The 15,508-nt window shown below is 57.3% G+C and carries 14 protein-coding genes; 7 read left to right on the forward strand and 7 right to left on the reverse strand.

Going from position 1 to position 15,508, the window contains the following annotated elements:
- The first annotated feature begins 73 nt into the window (after nt 1-73).
- From NE637_RS11285 to lepA, 7 genes are all read left to right on the forward strand, one after another.
- Nucleotides 74-655 (forward strand): F0F1 ATP synthase subunit B, encoded by a 582-nt coding sequence (locus NE637_RS11285; RefSeq protein ID WP_192113069.1) that lies wholly within the window; start codon nt 74-76, stop codon nt 653-655.
- Entirely contained in the window at nt 652-1,203 is a 552-nt protein-coding gene (atpH, locus tag NE637_RS11290; protein WP_192113070.1) for an ATP synthase F1 subunit delta, read from the forward strand. Before NE637_RS11285 ends, atpH begins: the two co-directional genes overlap by 4 nt.
- Before the next feature lie 3 nt (nt 1,204-1,206).
- Nucleotides 1,207-2,715 (forward strand): F0F1 ATP synthase subunit alpha, encoded by a 1,509-nt coding sequence (gene atpA / locus NE637_RS11295; RefSeq protein WP_227118772.1) that lies wholly within the window; start codon nt 1,207-1,209, stop codon nt 2,713-2,715.
- A gap of 26 nt (nt 2,716-2,741) precedes the next feature.
- Complete coding sequence (locus NE637_RS11300; RefSeq protein ID WP_192113072.1) at nt 2,742-3,626, forward strand: F0F1 ATP synthase subunit gamma; 885 nt, start codon at nt 2,742-2,744, stop codon at nt 3,624-3,626.
- Nucleotides 3,627-3,636: 10 nt separating this feature from the next.
- A complete protein-coding gene (gene atpD, locus NE637_RS11305) occupies nt 3,637-5,058 on the forward strand; it encodes a F0F1 ATP synthase subunit beta (RefSeq protein ID WP_192113073.1) in 1,422 nt (473 codons plus the stop codon).
- 97 nt (nt 5,059-5,155) lie between these two features.
- On the forward strand, nt 5,156-5,557 hold the full coding sequence (locus tag NE637_RS11310) for a F0F1 ATP synthase subunit epsilon (protein ID WP_192113074.1): 402 nt from the start codon (nt 5,156-5,158) through the stop codon (nt 5,555-5,557).
- A gap of 293 nt (nt 5,558-5,850) precedes the next feature.
- On the forward strand, nt 5,851-7,656 hold the full coding sequence (lepA, locus tag NE637_RS11315; RefSeq protein ID WP_215647473.1) for a translation elongation factor 4: 1,806 nt from the start codon (nt 5,851-5,853) through the stop codon (nt 7,654-7,656).
- Between the two features lie 264 nt (nt 7,657-7,920).
- Here the strand turns inward: lepA and NE637_RS11320 are convergent, their stop codons facing one another.
- The 7 genes from NE637_RS11320 to NE637_RS11350 all read right to left on the reverse strand — a co-directional run bounded on the left by NE637_RS11320 (nt 7,921) and on the right by NE637_RS11350 (nt 15,340).
- Nucleotides 7,921-8,196, reverse strand: coding sequence for a hypothetical protein (locus NE637_RS11320; RefSeq protein WP_227118773.1), 276 nt, complete (start codon nt 8,194-8,196; stop codon nt 7,921-7,923).
- 17 nt (nt 8,197-8,213) lie between these two features.
- Nucleotides 8,214-10,028, reverse strand: a complete 1,815-nt coding sequence (locus NE637_RS11325; protein ID WP_227118774.1) for a KUP/HAK/KT family potassium transporter — start codon at nt 10,026-10,028, stop codon at nt 8,214-8,216.
- A 198-nt stretch (nt 10,029-10,226) separates the two neighbouring features.
- Nucleotides 10,227-11,867, reverse strand: coding sequence for an L-lactate permease (locus tag NE637_RS11330; protein ID WP_192113078.1), 1,641 nt, complete (start codon nt 11,865-11,867; stop codon nt 10,227-10,229).
- Nucleotides 11,868-12,040: 173 nt separating this feature from the next.
- On the reverse strand, nt 12,041-13,015 hold the full coding sequence (locus NE637_RS11335; protein ID WP_227118775.1) for a glycosyltransferase family 2 protein: 975 nt from the start codon (nt 13,013-13,015) through the stop codon (nt 12,041-12,043).
- Nucleotides 13,012-13,548: a GtrA family protein gene (locus tag NE637_RS11340; RefSeq protein WP_256267736.1), complete on the reverse strand. Its 537-nt coding sequence runs from the start codon at nt 13,546-13,548 to the stop codon at nt 13,012-13,014. The genes NE637_RS11335 and NE637_RS11340 overlap by 4 nt, the downstream gene beginning before the upstream one ends.
- A 27-nt stretch (nt 13,549-13,575) precedes the next feature.
- The gene (locus tag NE637_RS11345; protein ID WP_215647475.1) at nt 13,576-14,715 is read right to left on the reverse strand and encodes a DegT/DnrJ/EryC1/StrS family aminotransferase; all 1,140 of its coding nucleotides are present in this window, start codon (nt 14,713-14,715) and stop codon (nt 13,576-13,578) included.
- Between the two features lie 157 nt (nt 14,716-14,872).
- The gene (locus NE637_RS11350; RefSeq protein ID WP_027180850.1) at nt 14,873-15,340 is read right to left on the reverse strand and encodes a chemotaxis protein CheW; all 468 of its coding nucleotides are present in this window, start codon (nt 15,338-15,340) and stop codon (nt 14,873-14,875) included.
- Nucleotides 15,341-15,508: the final 168 nt, after the last annotated feature.

Genomic DNA, 15,508 nt, shown 5'->3' on the forward strand with positions numbered 1-15,508 from the left:
TCCGCAACGCTCGCGTTGCGGCTTCACTGGGAACTGTTTTCGAATCGGTATTATCGAACAGAGGGGGTGGGCTTTGAGCAGATGGAAACACGCGGGGTTTATCCTGCCGCTCGTTATTGCCTTTGCCGCGCTGGTGGTCATTCCTGCGGGAGCCATGGCTTCTGAAGGGCATGCAGCGCCGCGTTGGGGCGACTTCGGCTGGCGCGTGCTCAACTTCGTAATTTTTGCCGGCATCCTCTGGTACTTCGTTGGCGGGCTGGCCAAGCGTTTCTTTAAGAACCGCCGCGAAGGCATCAAGAATGCGCTGGACGATCTTGACGAACGTCGCAAGACGGCCAAGGAGCAGCTGGCCTCGGTAGAGACCCGCATTGCCAACCTTAATGCTGAACGCGAGGCCATCTTGGCCGAGAGCCGCCAGCAGGCCGAAGCCCTCAAGCAGGGCATTGTGGAAGAGGCTCACCGCCAGGCCGCTCAGATTGTGGAGCAGGCGCGCCTTACGGCGGAAAATGAAGGCCGCGCGATCTTTGCTGAAGTGCGCGCCTCCATTGCCGATGAGATCGTGAACGCCGCCGAGAAAGCTCTGAGCTCCAAGCTCAATGCGGCCGAGCACGATAAGCTTATCGCCAACTCCCTTAACAAGGTGGTGCTCCATTGATTAACACCGTGGTTGCACGCAGGTATGCCAACGCAATTTTTGCGCTTGGCAAAAAGGATGGGGATGCAGCCCTGAGCTCGCGTGGCGATTGCCTGGCGTCTCTTGGTGAAATGCTTGCCGCCGCGCCTGGGCTTGACCTTACCTTGAAAAGCCCTGTTATCGGCGTAAGCGAAAAGAAGGCAGTTCTCGACAAACTGCTGACCAAGCTCAAGGCTGACGAAACCATGCGCAATTTCTGCTTTCTGCTTGCAGATAAGGAAAGGCTTGCCTTTTTGAGCGAAATTGCAGCGTGGTACGGCAAACTGCTGGACGAGGCCAAGGGTATCATCCGCGGCCAATGCATAACCGCAGTACAACTTTCCGCAGACAAAAAGTCTAAGCTCAAGGATACCTTGCAACAGAAAGCGGGCACCGATATTGAGCTGACCTTTGCCGTGGACAAAGACATACTAGGGGGTATGGTGCTCAAAATGGGTGACCGGGTGCTGGACGCAAGTCTGCGCGCGCAGTTGGGAATCCTTCGGGAGACATTCAAGAGGGGTGAATAGCACATGCAGATCAAAGCGGAAGAGATAAGCAAGATCATTGAGGATCAAATCCAAAACTACGAGCAGCGCGTCGAAATGAGCGAAACTGGCACCGTACTCTACGTCGGTGACGGTATCGCCCGTGTCTACGGGGTCAAGAACGCGATGTCCATGGAACTGCTGGAATTCCCCGGCGGCATCATGGGCATGGTGCTCAACCTTGAAGAAGACAACGTCGGCGTGGCCCTGCTCGGTTCGGACGTGGGCATCAAGGAAGGCGACCCGGTCAAGCGTACCGGCAAGATCTTCTCCGTGCCTGTGGGCGACGGCGTTATGGGTCGTGTGCTCAACCCCCTGGGTGAGCCCATCGACGGCCTTGGCCCCATCGAAGCCACGGAAGTGCGCCCGGTGGAAATCAAGGCCCCCGGCATCATCGCGCGTAAGAGCGTGCATGAGCCCATGCCCACTGGCCTTAAGGCCATTGACGCCATGACTCCCATTGGCCGCGGACAGCGCGAACTTATCATTGGCGACCGCCAGACCGGTAAGACCGCTGTTTGCGTTGACGCCATTCTGGCGCAGAAAGAAACGGACATTCACTGCTTCTACGTGGCCATCGGCCAGAAGAAGTCGTCCGTGGCTCTGGTGGCCGACACCTTGCGCCGTTACGGCGCGATGGAATACACCACCATCATTTCAGCCACGGCGTCCGATCCCGCGCCCTTGCAGTACATTGCGGCATACACCGGCTGCGCAATGGCCGAGTTCTACCGCAATAACGGCAAGCACGCCCTCATCATTTACGATGACCTTTCCAAGCAGGCCGTGGCTTATCGCCAGATGTCGCTGCTGCTCCGTCGCCCTCCGGGACGTGAAGCTTTCCCCGGCGACGTGTTCTACCTCCACTCGCGTTTGCTTGAACGCGCCGCGAAGGTGAACGACAGCCTTGGTGCCGGTTCTTTGACGGCTCTGCCCATCATTGAAACCCAGGCGGGCGACGTTTCCGCGTACATCCCCACCAACGTGATTTCCATCACCGACGGTCAGGTGTACCTGGAACCCAACCTCTTCAACGCCGGTGTGCGTCCGGCCATTAACGTGGGCCTTTCGGTTTCCCGCGTGGGTGGCGCAGCGCAGATCAAGGCCATGAAGCAAGTCGCCGGTACCATGCGTCTTGACCTTGCCCAGTATCGCGAACTTGCGGCTTTTGCCCAGTTCGGCTCTGATCTGGACAAAGGCACCAAGGCCAAGCTTGATCGTGGTGCACGCCTGGTGGAACTGCTCAAGCAGCCCCAGTACAGGCCCATGCCCTCGCATGAGCAGGTTGCCTCCATCTACGCCGCTACCCGTGGTCACATGGATGACGTGCCGGTGGATCAGATCCGCAAGTTTGAAGACGACATGCTCACCTTTATGCGTGATACGCGTAAGGACGTGCTTGACGCCATTAAGGATAAGAAAGTCATTGACGAGGCTGTGGAAAAAGCGCTCACCGAGGCCATTACCGCCTTCAAGCAGGGCTGGAAGGCCTAGGGGCCCCCTCCATACGGGAGATAAGCATGCCTTCACTCAAAGACGTAAAAATGAAGATCGTGGGGGTCGGTAAGACCAAGCAGATCACCAAGGCCATGAACATGGTGGCCTCGGCGAAACTGCGCGGCGCCCAGGCCCGCATCGAGCGCTTCAGGCCGTACGCGGCCAAATACCGCGACGTGCTCGCCGAACTGTCGAGCAAGGTGGAGGGCAATGCCCACCCCCTGCTGGCAGAGCATGAGGAAAAGAAACACTGCGCCATTGTGCTGGTTACATCCGACCGTGGCCTGTGCGGCAGCTTTAACGGCAACATCATCGCCACCGCTTTGCGTCTGGCGAAAGAAAAAGCCGGGGCAGGAATGGAGATCAGCTTTGCCTGTGTGGGACGTAAGGGGCGCGACGCCATTCGTTCTGCCGGGCACACGATCCTCACTGCCTATGGCGACCGCATGGGGAGCATAGACTTCGCTCTCGCCAGCTCTGTGGCGCAGGAAGTCATTCACGGCTACGAAACCTTCGCATTCGACGAAGTGTGGCTGATCTACGGCGAGTTCGTATCCATGGGCAGCCAGCCGCCCCGCACCCTTCGCCTTCTGCCGTTGCAAACGCCGGAAGCTGAAGAAGTGGCAGAAGTGGCCGGAACGCCCCGTTGCGAATACGTGTACGAGCCGCAGGAAGAAAAGCTGTTGGCGGAGCTTCTGCCCCGCTACGTCAAGGTGCAGGTTTACCGTGGCATGTTGGACACCTCGGCCAGCGAGCACGCCGCCCGCATGGCTGCCATGGACAACGCCACCCGTAACTGCAACGAGATGATCAACATGCTGACGCGGCTCTACAACAAGACGCGGCAGGCTTCCATCACCAGCGACCTCATCGACATCGTCGGCGGCGCTGAAGCGCTGAAGGGTTAAGGAGCCAAACATGAGCAAAAACATCGGTAAAGTCGTTCAGGTTATCGGCGCCGTTGTGGACGTAGAGTTCAGCGACGGCAACCTGCCGAGTATCTTCACCGCCCTGGAGATAACCAACCCGAACAATAGCGATGCTCCCAGCCTCATCTGTGAGGTTGCGCAGCATCTGGGCGACAACGTCGTTCGTACCATCGCCATGGACGCCACTGAAGGCCTTGTCCGCGGCATGGATGCGGTCGACACCGGGAACCCCATCATGGTTCCTGTTGGCAAGGCCGCCGTTGGCCGTATCCTGAACGTCATCGGTCGCCCCGTTGACGAGCTGGGCCCGGTTAATGCTGAAAAATACTACCCCATCCACCGTCCGGCTCCGCAATTCACGGATCTGAACACCAAGGTGGAACTGCTTGAAACCGGCATCAAGGTCGTTGACCTTCTTGTTCCCTTCCCCAAGGGCGGCAAGATGGGCCTCTTCGGCGGCGCTGGCGTGGGCAAGACCGTTATTCTGATGGAGATGATCAACAACATCGCCAAGCAGCACGGCGGTTCGTCGGTTTTCGCGGGCGTGGGCGAACGCACCCGTGAAGGCAACGACTTGTACCACGAACTCAAGGACGCGGGCGTTCTGGAACGCGCCACGCTTGTGTACGGCCAGATGAACGAACCTCCGGGAGCCCGTGCCCGCGTGGCCCTTACGGCCCTTGCTTGCGCGGAATACTTCCGTGACGAAGAACATCAGGACGTGTTGCTCTTCATCGACAACATCTTCCGTTTCACGCAGGCTGGTTCCGAAGTGTCCGCTCTGCTTGGCCGCATGCCCTCGGCCGTGGGTTATCAGCCCACCCTGGGTACTGACCTTGGTGCCTTGCAGGAACGCATCACCTCGACCAACAACGGTTCAATCACGTCGGTGCAGGCCGTTTACGTCCCTGCTGACGACTTGACTGACCCGGCCCCGGCCACCACGTTCTCGCACTTGGACGGAACGCTCGTGCTTTCCCGCCAGATCGCAGAACTTGGCATCTACCCCGCCGTGGACCCGCTCGACTCCACCTCGCGCATCCTCGACCCCAACGTTGTGGGCGATGATCACTACATGGTGGCCCGTCGTGTGCAGATGGTGCTCCAGAAGTACAAAGAACTTCAGGACATCATCGCCATCCTCGGCATGGACGAGCTGTCTGACGAAGACAAGCTGACTGTTGCGCGCGCGCGCCGCATTCAGCGCTTCCTCTCGCAGCCCTTCCACGTGGCCGAAACCTTCACCGGCACCCCTGGCCAGTATGTGAAGCTTGAAGACACCATCAAGGGCTTCAAGGGCATTCTGGACGGCGCATACGACCACATGGCGGAAGGCGACTTCTACATGCTGGGCGGCATTGAACAGGCCGTTGCCAAGTACGAACAGCGCAAGCTGCAGGAAGAGAAGTAAGGCGTTAATCGCAACGCTTTGAGGTTCTGGGTCGCGCCTTGCACAAGGCGCGACCCGAACCCGGCCATCTGCGTATATCAGGAGCGAAGGAGTACCTATGGGCACGCTGCAACTTGAAGTGGTTACGCCGGACAAAACCGTGGTCAGCGGCGAAGTGGAAATGGCCGTCTGCCCAGGAATTGAGGGCGAATTCGGCGTGCTGCCCAAGCACGTTTCCCTGCTTTCTGCCCTGAAGATCGGCGGCCTGCGCTACCGCGCTGACGGCAAAGATGGGCACGTTTTCATCTCCGGCGGATTCGCCGATGTGAACAACGATGTGCTCACAGTGCTGGCCGAATCGGCTGAGATGGCGGACAGCATTGACACCGCGCGCGCCATGGCAGCCAAGGAACGCGCTGAAAAGCGCATTGCCAGCCATGACGAAAAGGTGGATATTGTCCGCGCTGAAGCCGCTCTGCAACGCGCAGTTGTGCGCTTGCAACTGGCCCAGCTCCGCTGAGCTACCAATTTTCAGATTTGTGGGGCCGCAGCAGCGTGGAATTTTCCGCGCTGTTGCGGCTTTGCTTTTTCCCAAAAATTCTTTCGCCCGGCCTGTTGTTGCCCCCGCAAACTCCCCCATTCCACCATTTTCATCTGCCCAAGCCAGCTTTCCACGAATATTCAGGCTGAAATCGGCACTCTGCCAAGATTTCACGGCTTGCAAAAATAGACTTCCGCGCGAATCTTGGATATTGATTGTGGTTCAACGCGGAAAATTTTCCGCCAACCCATCCAGTTTCCCAGGACATGACCATGCCCAACCAGGAAAATATCCGCAATTTTTGCATTATCGCCCACATCGACCACGGCAAATCCACCCTGGCCGACCGCATTCTTGAGCTGACGCAGGTTGTCAGCAAGCGGGAGGCGCGCCAGCAGTATCTGGACAAAATGGAGCTGGAACGGGAGCGTGGCATCACCATCAAGGCACAGACCGTGCGCATTCCGTACAAAGCCCAAAACGGGCAGATGTACGAACTGAACCTCATCGATACCCCCGGTCACGTGGACTTCAACTATGAAGTTTCACGCTCCCTGGCGGCCTGCGAAGGTGCGCTGCTGGTGGTTGACGCCACTCAGGGCGTGGAAGCGCAAACGCTTGCCAACGTCTACCTTGCTCTGGATCACGACCACGAAATAGTGCCTGTGCTCAATAAAATCGACCTGCCCAGCGCCGAGGTTGACCGCGTGAAGGCCGAAATCGAAGAAAGCATCGGCCTTGACTGCTCCGAAGCTCTGCCAGTTTCTGCCAAAACGGGCATGGGCGTTGACGCGGTTCTCGAAGCCATTGTCCACCGGCTCCCTGCCCCTAAGGGAGATGTGGCGGCTCCGCTCAAAGCACTCATCTTCGACTCGTGGTACGACAGCTATCAGGGCGTCGTTATCCTGTTCCGCATTATGGACGGCGCAATCAAGCGTAACGACATGGTGCGCATGATGAGTACGGGCAAGGAATACGAAGTGCTGCGCCTCGGCGTGTTTTCCCCGGAAGCTACTGATGTGAACGAACTTCACGCTGGCGAGGTCGGTTTCATGTGCGGCTCCATCAAGGAGCTGGGCGATGCCCGCGTTGGCGACACCATCACTCTGGTGGAAAACCCTGCCGCTACGGCGGTTCCCGGCTTTACGGAAGTGAAGCCCATGGTTTTCTGCGGCCTTTACCCCACAGAGTCAGACGAGTACGAAAACCTCAAAACCGCCCTTGAAAAACTGCAACTCAACGATGCGGCTTTTTCCTTTGAGCCGGAAACGTCTCAGGCGCTGGGTTTTGGCTTCCGTTGCGGCTTTCTTGGTCTGTTGCACATGGAGATCATTCAGGAACGGCTGGAGCGCGAATTTGAGGTCAGCCTCATCGCCACCGCGCCTTCTGTGGTCTACAAGGTGGACACAAACGATGGCAAAACCTTGCAGATCGACAACCCCAGCCATCTGCCAGACCCCACCAAGATCCGCACCCTTTATGAGCCGTATGTGAACATGGACATCCACGTGCCCAACGATTACGTAGGCAACGTCATGAAGCTGTGCGAGGAAAAGCGCGGCATGCAGAAAAATCTGCACTATCTGGCCACCAACCGCGTGGTTGTGACCTATGAATTGCCGTTTGCAGAAATTGTTTACGACTTTTTTGATCGGCTCAAGTCTGCCACGCGCGGTTACGCCTCCATGGATTACCATCCGCTGGACTACCGCGAATCAGACCTCGTGCGCCTTGATATCATGCTCAATGGTGAAACCGTTGATGCTCTTGCCGTCATTGTACACCGCGACCGCGCATATACCTACGGGCGCGGGTTGGCGCTCAAGCTCAAGCGCAGCATTCCCCGCCAGCTTTTTCAGGTGGCCATTCAGGCCGCCATCGGGCAGAAGATCATTGCCCGGGAAACCGTGTCAGCTTTCCGCAAGGACGTGACAGCCAAGTGCTATGGCGGCGACATCACGCGTAAACGCAAGCTGCTTGAAAAGCAGAAGGAAGGCAAAAAGCGCATGAAACGCATGGGCAACGTTGAGTTGCCGCAGGAAGCGTTTCTGGCGGCCCTCAAAGTGGGCGACGAATAGACCTTAAGATGCAAAAAAGAAGGGTGGCTCGCTTGAGTCACCCTTCTTTTTTGCATCGCAGCATGTCCCTCAGGCTTTACGCTCAATCTGGCCCGTAGATGGCCTGTCAAAGCACGGTTGCGCAAGCGCGCACCCGACTATCAGAAATCAAAAAAAGCTGCTCACAGGTCAGGCCAGAGGCACGTTTTTGCCTTTTGCCTGGCCGATCGTTTAGCACGGCGGCGCAAAGCTTGCCGTGCGCGCATGGCTGGCTTCAGACCCCGATTATGGCAGGCGCAACTTGCGCACTTCCGCATCGCTGATCTCAAAACGCCTCATGCACATGTCATAGTAGGCGCGCCAGGGAAAGTAGCTGGTATCACCACGCCACTCATTGTTCATCTGTGTGGCTTCTGCCCGGCATTGCTGATTGGCCGCCAAAGCCTGCTGATCATCAAATGTCAGAGGGGGCCGCTCACGAGGGGCGCAGCCGCAAGCAAGAAAACCTGCCATCAGGCACAGCGCAAGCAAGCCGCTGCCAACGAATGATTTTTTCTGCATGACGGGCCCTCCTTCTGCTACATGTCTATACGGCTAATAACTCCATGCACGGCATGCACCGGCATTTTGTAAAACTGTACGAACGATGGCGCCAGTTTTTTGATGATGGCGTAAATGCGCCACAAAGGCGAACTGGTGAGGATGTCTTCCACGCCATAAAAAATAACGCGCGGCTTGATGCCCGCTTCGGACATGATGTGGTCAATATCCACAACTTCCATGTAGCCCGCAGAAACCTCAAAAACGCGAATACCTTCGGCGGGATCTTCCGCAAACCGCCATATCACGCCTGTAGGTTCATATGTGCGGGACATGCACAGCATGATGTTCTGCTCATAAATAATGCCGTTGCTGAACATGGTCTTGACAATATAAGGCGAAACTTTGTCCAAGCTTCTCAAAAAAAAGATGGCTGTGCCGCGAATGGCATGACCATGAGTTTTTTCTTCGGTAAATTTCCTCAAGAACTGCTCTTTTCCCATGGGGCGCATACGTTGATACGCGGCTTTTTGCCCCTGGGTATAAATAAGAATGACAGAAAGCGGTATGAGCGAAATCAGTATGGACCAATACCCGCCATGCGGAAATTTATAAAAGTTCGCGAGCAGATAAATGAAGTCGAGAAAACAGATGCAGGCAGCTATGGCTGCTTTGAAATTTCGTCCCTGAAGGTGGAATATCCACACCATGAATACGCCAGTGATGGTCATGGTGCCAGTAACGGCAAGGCCGTAAGCGGCAGCAAGTTTGTGTGATTCGCCAAATCCACAGATCACGAGCACCACCGCTACAAACAGCGCCCAGTTCACAGAGTTGATATATATCTGGGAATGCAATTCCTTTGAGGTGTAATCCACTTTGAACAAAGGCATGATATGCGTTGCCATACTTTGATACATGATGGAAAACAGACCGCTTATGAGGGCCTGCGAGGCAATGACAGTTGCCATAAGGCTGAGTACCAGAAAAGGAACATACAGATAATGAGCCTGGCTGTTGATCAGCTCGAACAATACGTTTTCAGCCCCTGGATTGCGGATAAGGAATGAGGTCTGCCCCATATAGCTTGCCACCAGCGCCAACAGCACAATGCCCCACGCGGCTAAGATAGGCTTGCGCCCCATATGCCCCATGTCGGCATACAGGGCCTCGCCGCCCGTAGCGCACAAAATGACCTCTGAAAGAACAAAAAAACTCACCAGGCCGTTGTGGATCATGAAATCAATCGCATACCAGGGGTTCAGGGCTTTGAGAACCTGTGGAGTCTGCACAATGGAGACGCATCCGGAAAAAGCCAACACGGCGAACCATATGGCCATTATGGGACCAAAAACTACGGAAACAGCGCCGCTGCCCCTCTTTTGCACAGCAAAAAGCACAACCGTAATCGCCAGCGCCAGCCCTACAATTGCAGCCTTGGGAGTCTGCTCAAGCCCCGGCACAAGGGTCAAACCTTCCACGGCAGAAAGAATGGAGATGGCAGGAGTAATAACCCCGTCGCCAATGAGCAGAGAAACCCCCACAAAAGCCAGTACAGAAGCTACACCTAACTTTTTGGTCGACTTGAGTAACGGGCGCAGGATGGAAAGCAGCACAATGGTGCCGCCTTCGCCGCCCTTGCTCAGGCTCATGGCCAGCCACGCGTATCCCACAGTTACGAGCAGCAGCAAAGTCCAGATAATTAGCGAAAGAATGCCGATAAAATGGTCTTCTGTGCGCTCGGTCAGCAGGAATATGACTGCCAGCGTATATATGGGGCTTGTGCCGATATCGCCAAACACAAGGCCCAGCGATTTGACGATTGAAGAAAACGTTACCTGCTGCGAATCCATGTAGTCCTCCAAGCATTGCAGCGCACCATAAAGCAGACAAGGGCGGCTGGCAAGACAGCCTGAAATGCGCGGCCCATAAAGATTTGCAGATTCTCTGACGGGTGGAGCCGCTGCGCTGCGCCAGCGCGGCCCCTGCCCATAAACGCAAAAACGCCGCCCCTTGCGGGGCGGCGCCATATTACGGAAGGAAAACCAAGTTTACGGCAGCATCCAGTGCAGCACGTTAGACTGCAAGTAGGTGAGCACGCAGATAAAGGCCGTCATGGCCAAGCTGTGCCCAAGCGTAAACCGGAAGAGATCGCCTTCATGACCAACCAGATTGGTGGCAGCGGTTGCCACACTGATGGACTGGGGCGAAATCATCTTACCGGTAACACCACCGGACGAGTTGGCGGAAACGGCCAGGGCCGGATCCATGCCCACCACTTCAGCCGTGGAGCGCTGCATACCGCAGAACAGGGCGTTTGAAGAGGTGTCCGAACCGGTCAGGAACACGCCCAGCCAGCCCAGAAGGGGCGAGAAGAGCGGGAACAGCGGGCCAGTCAGAGTAAAGGCAATACCCAGGGTGGAGCTCATGCCGGAGAAGTTCATGAGATAAGCCAGGCCCAGGATCATGGCGATGGTCGCAATGGGGAAGCGCAGCTGGTGAATGGTGCGGAACAGGCAGTTGATAGCCTTGCCGAACGAATAACCAGGCATGAAAGGCACGGAGAAGAAACCAGCCAGCAGAATGGCCGTGCCACCGGCGGAGAGCCAGTTGAACACAAACACTGCGGGATAGTTGGGATCCTTGCCGGCGGCCAAAATCGGGGCAGCCTTGTGCACCATGCCGTCAAGAGCGGGCCAGGAGAACTTGAGCACCGAACCGGGCACGGCGTTCAGCATGTTCTTGAACTGGGGCAGGCCCCACAAGAACACCATGACGGCCAGGACGATGTAAGGCAGCCAAGCGCGGAGCACGATACCCGTGGAAGGAGCCGCGCCGGTCAGCACGGTTTCCTTTTCACCCTCAAAACGCCACACGGTCTTGGGCTTCCACACGCGCAGCAACAACACCATGGCAATGATGGTGATAAGAGCCGACATGATATCGGGCAGCGTAGCGCCGTGGTAGTTGGAGAACAGGAACTGCGAACCGGCGAAGCTCACGCCAGCCACGATGATGGCGGGCAGCACTTCCATGGCGCGCTTGAAGCCGCACATGACCACGCAGAGCCACAGGGGCACCAGAATGGACAGGAAGGGCAGCTGACGGCCCACGATCTGGCTCACGTGCATTTCCGGAATGCCGGAAACCTGGGCGCCAACGATGATCGGGATACCAATGGCACCAAAGGCCACGGGCGCGGTGTTGGCAATCAGACAGATACCAGCGGCGTACAGGGGGCGGAAGCCCAGGCCCACCAGCATGGCGGCGGTGATTGCCACAGGGGTGCCGAAGCCAGCGGTACCTTCAATGAAGGAACCAAAGGCAAAGGCGATAAAGATGGCCTGCAAACGGCGGTCGTCTGTCAGACGCGCGAGCGATTCTTTGATGTATTCAAATTCGCCCGATTCCACAGTCATGTTGTACACCCAGACCGCCGTGATAACGATCCAGATGATGGGGAAGAGGCCAAAGGCCGCGCCGTAGCTCAATGCGCCCAGCGCTGTTCCAAACGGCATGCCCCACACAGCAACCGCCAGAACGAAAGAAAGTGCCACAGCAAGAGCCGCAGCGTAATGCCCCTTAGCACGACGCACGGCCAGCATGTAAAAAAGGCTGATCAGGGGGATACCTGCCAGCAGGGCGGAAACTACAGCTCCGCCAACCGGATCATACACTTGTGTCCAAGCCATATAACAGACCCTCAACTGTTATGTGTTGCAAGGGGGCTTGAGCAGAGCGAGTCCCTTCCGTGCGACCCAGAAATGCTACCTCTTTCCCCCCACTAAGACCTTTGAGTGCGAATATAATCTTTCAGCAAAAAATACAATATGTTTCCCTATCCAAGTCGAGACAAAACTTACTGCTATTGTCGCAAATTGGCTGGCAGCGCGAAATACAGGCGGGCGGCCACGTCAAAAAAAATTCCTGGCAGATAACTTGCCCACCAGAAAATCCTGAATTTGCGCCCGCTGTGTCGCCAGGGTTTTATGGCCTCCCGGGCGGCGGCGTTGTGCCCTTCGCGCCACAGGGCCACAGCTTTCTGAAAGCTTGCCCTGCGGGTCATCATTGTGACAAGACCTGAATATTCCTGATCATAGCCAGGGTACAACGCCCGGTGTTTCTCAAGAATACGCAACGTTTCATCAGCAAACTGGCCAAACTTGCGAAAGGTCGTGTTGCCCCCATGCACCCGCCAAAGGGTCAGAGGCTCATCTACGTAGTCCAGCTCCCAATCGTGAGCGATGCGGTAAAAAACATCGGCCTCCTCGCACACGTTGAGACTTTGATCAAACCACCCGCCATTGCGGCCTTCGCCCGACGGCGTTCTGTCAGCCGAAAGACTTGCCAGCGCCTCGCGGCTGACCATGGCAGACGACATGGAAATCCACTGGCGTTCCATCAATGCGGCAAAGGCCATGCCCCGCGCAGGGGACGTTTCGGCAAAAATCCTCTTGAACACGCGCTTGCCGTCAAAAATTTCCGTATCCGTGCACACCAAACCCACACGTGGATTGGCTTCAAACAGGGCCACCTGGCGCTCCAGCTTGGTGGGCCGCCACACGTCATCGCAGTCAAGAAAGGCCAGATACCGGCCACGGGCCTGCGCCAGGGCCAAGTTACGCCCCTCGCCCAGCGGCACAATACCCTCTCCCCGGAAGTAGCGCACCTTTTCGCCATAGCTTTTGGCAATGGCGGGGCTTTCATCCGTTGAACAGTTGTCCCAGAAAACAACCTCAAAATCCGTGAACGTCTGGGCCATGAGGCTGTCCATGGCTTCGCGCAGATCGCGGGAACTGTTCAGACAGTTCATGATGACCGAAACAGCGGGGGCGTTCATGCTTTATCCTCATTGCGCGCGGTGTGGGGCGTGGATGTCTGTTGCGCCGGGCTTTGCCCTGTCCCGGCGGGAGCGAATGAAGCCTGCGTTCTGAATACCCAGACCTTGCACAGCACATAAACCATGACAGGCACGGTCAGAACTGCAACGGGCATGGCCCAGGCATAAGGAACACCAAGCCGCACCAGCAGCCAGACAATGGCCGAATTGCAGCACAGGCCCACAGCCTGGGTAGCCGCAAAGCGCGGCAGCATGGTGCGGTGGCTGGCAATGCCTGCGGCGGAATCCGCGGCGCGGAACGTCCACAGGCATTGCCCGAGATAGGAAACAATAAAACTGAGCGCGTAGGCCAAGGCATTGCCCGCCAGCGTGGGCAAACCTGCCACGTTGACGAACAACAGCCCCAGCAGAAAGTAGCTTACAGAAGCCGCGCCGCCCACAACGCCAAAGCGCACCCAGCGCCGGGCCAAAAGCCCGCGCACCATATCCGCCAGCCATCTGAAGCCCGGCACAGCCTGCCAGCCGCTAACCACGGCAAATCGCCTGCGCACTGGCGGGCGCTACTTGAGTGCGGCAACAAGCGCGTCGCACACGCTCTCCACATCTTCGGCGCTGAGGCCGGGGTGCAGGGGCAGGGTCACAAGTTCGCCATAGAGCTGTTCCGTCACGGGCAGCGACTCCGCGCCCCCGCCAAAGCAGCTAAGCAGGTGGTTGGGTTTGTAATGCACGCCGGTGGGGATATCGCGTGCCGCCATAAATTCCTTAACGGCATCTTTGCGGCCACCCAACACACGCACGGGCATGATATGGCGCACCACAAAGTCCTGCGGATCAGTGGCCAGCAGGGCAAGGCCCTCCACGTTGGCGAGGCGCTGTTCATAAATGGCTGTAAGCATTCGGCGTGCCGGAATAAATTCCGATTCAAGCCGTCCAAGCTGTACCCGCCCGATGGCGGCCATGATATTGCTCATATGATAACGCCAGCCCTGACGGGTCACATCGGGATCCCACGAACGCGCGCCGGCAAAACGCTGTTTTGCATCGTTGGCTACAGAAAGCAGCCGGGCGTCAGAGGCCAGATTTCCGGCGGCCTCATCAAAGGCCACCAGGCAGCCGCCTTCACCGCAGGTAATATTTTTGATGCCGTCAAAGCTGAAGCAGACCATGTCGCCAAAGCTGCCGATCATGCGTCCCCTGCTTTTGCAGCCAAAGGCGTGGGCGGCGTCTTCCACCACGCGCAAGCCTTTGACACGGGCAAAGTCGTATATGGCGTCAATATGCCAGGGATTGCTGGCATAGTGCACGGGCATGATGGCAATGGTGCGGGGGGTCAGGCGGCGTTCGGCATCGGCAAGGTCAATGGTGCCGGTTTCGGGCAGCACATCGCAGGCCACAGGCTGGCAGCCCGCGGCGGTAATGGCCTGAAAAGACGCCACAAAGGTAAGGGAAGGAACCAGAACTTCCGGCTTGCCGTCTACGCGGCACTGGGCGGCAACGCCGTCCACAGCCAGATGCAGGGCCGCAGTACCTGTATTTACGGAAATAACCTGACTGGGCTTGACGCCGAGGTAGCGGGCGACTTCTTCTTCAAAAAGGCGCACTTCGTTGCCCATGCCGAGGTAGCCGTCTTCAGTAATAACACGGCTAACGGCGCGGGCTTCAGCTTCTCCCACAATGGAGCGGGAAAGACGCATGGACATAAGGCCTCCTGCTGCGGCGGCATAACCGTAGCGGCTGTGCCGCTCCGGCTGGCGAAGGCTTCAGGCTGCGCGTCGTTCACTCAAAACACCGCAGGACGCCGGGCTTTAAAAAGTCCGCCGTCCGCACGGAATCAGTAGTGCGCGCCTGGCCGCCATGCTAACCCGCATCGGCGTTCATGTCGCTCAATAACGTGTCGAGGTCAAGCAGAATGAGCAGGCGGTCTTCAAGCTTGCCCACGCCCCGGATATACTCGGAGCCGATACCGCAAACCACCGGTGGCGCAGGCTCCACAGTGGAGGCGGGAATACGCAGCACTTCAGACACGCCGTCCACCAGAAAACCCACTATCTTCTGGTTAAATTCCATTACAACAATGCGCGTGTTGCCATCGTGCTCCAGGGCGGGCATGCTGAAGCGCGTGCGCATGTTGACGACCGGAATAACCTTGCCGCGCAGATTGATGACGCCTTCAATAAAGGCTGCGGCATGGGGTACCATGGTGATCTGCATGAGACGGATGATTTCCTGAACGGAAAGGATGTCCACCCCGAACTCTTCTTCGCCAATGCGGAACGTCACCAGCTGGAGCAGATCGCCCTCATGTTCCTGCCCGGAACCTTGCAGCACGTCCTGCCGAGTGGCTTGCGCCGCGTCCATTGTATCCGTCATGGGATGGCCTCCATGGTATAAGCGGGCGTTTTCCGCCCATGAATCACCGCTTTTGCGGCAATCCGTCATATGCAATCCGCTGCAATCTGCGCCGGGATCAACCCCGCTAACTGGAGCGTTCAG

The organism is Desulfovibrio desulfuricans, assembly GCF_024460775.1.
In the GTDB taxonomy this organism is placed as follows: domain Bacteria; phylum Desulfobacterota; class Desulfovibrionia; order Desulfovibrionales; family Desulfovibrionaceae; genus Desulfovibrio; species Desulfovibrio desulfuricans_E.

Coding starts and splice junctions, on each gene's coding strand:
- lepA (WP_215647473.1), top strand. CDS start 5,851: ATGCCCAACCAGGAAAATATCCGCAATTTTTGCATTATCGCCCACATC.
- NE637_RS11345 (WP_215647475.1), bottom strand. CDS start 14,715: ATGTCCATGCGTCTTTCCCGCTCCATTGTGGGAGAAGCTGAAGCCCGC.
- NE637_RS11310 (WP_192113074.1), top strand. CDS start 5,156: ATGGGCACGCTGCAACTTGAAGTGGTTACGCCGGACAAAACCGTGGTC.
- NE637_RS11320 (WP_227118773.1), bottom strand. CDS start 8,196: ATGCAGAAAAAATCATTCGTTGGCAGCGGCTTGCTTGCGCTGTGCCTG.
- NE637_RS11325 (WP_227118774.1), bottom strand. CDS start 10,028: ATGGATTCGCAGCAGGTAACGTTTTCTTCAATCGTCAAATCGCTGGGC.
- NE637_RS11335 (WP_227118775.1), bottom strand. CDS start 13,015: ATGAACGCCCCCGCTGTTTCGGTCATCATGAACTGTCTGAACAGTTCC.
- atpD (WP_192113073.1), top strand. CDS start 3,637: ATGAGCAAAAACATCGGTAAAGTCGTTCAGGTTATCGGCGCCGTTGTG.
- atpA (WP_227118772.1), top strand. CDS start 1,207: ATGCAGATCAAAGCGGAAGAGATAAGCAAGATCATTGAGGATCAAATC.
- NE637_RS11300 (WP_192113072.1), top strand. CDS start 2,742: ATGCCTTCACTCAAAGACGTAAAAATGAAGATCGTGGGGGTCGGTAAG.
- NE637_RS11330 (WP_192113078.1), bottom strand. CDS start 11,867: ATGGCTTGGACACAAGTGTATGATCCGGTTGGCGGAGCTGTAGTTTCC.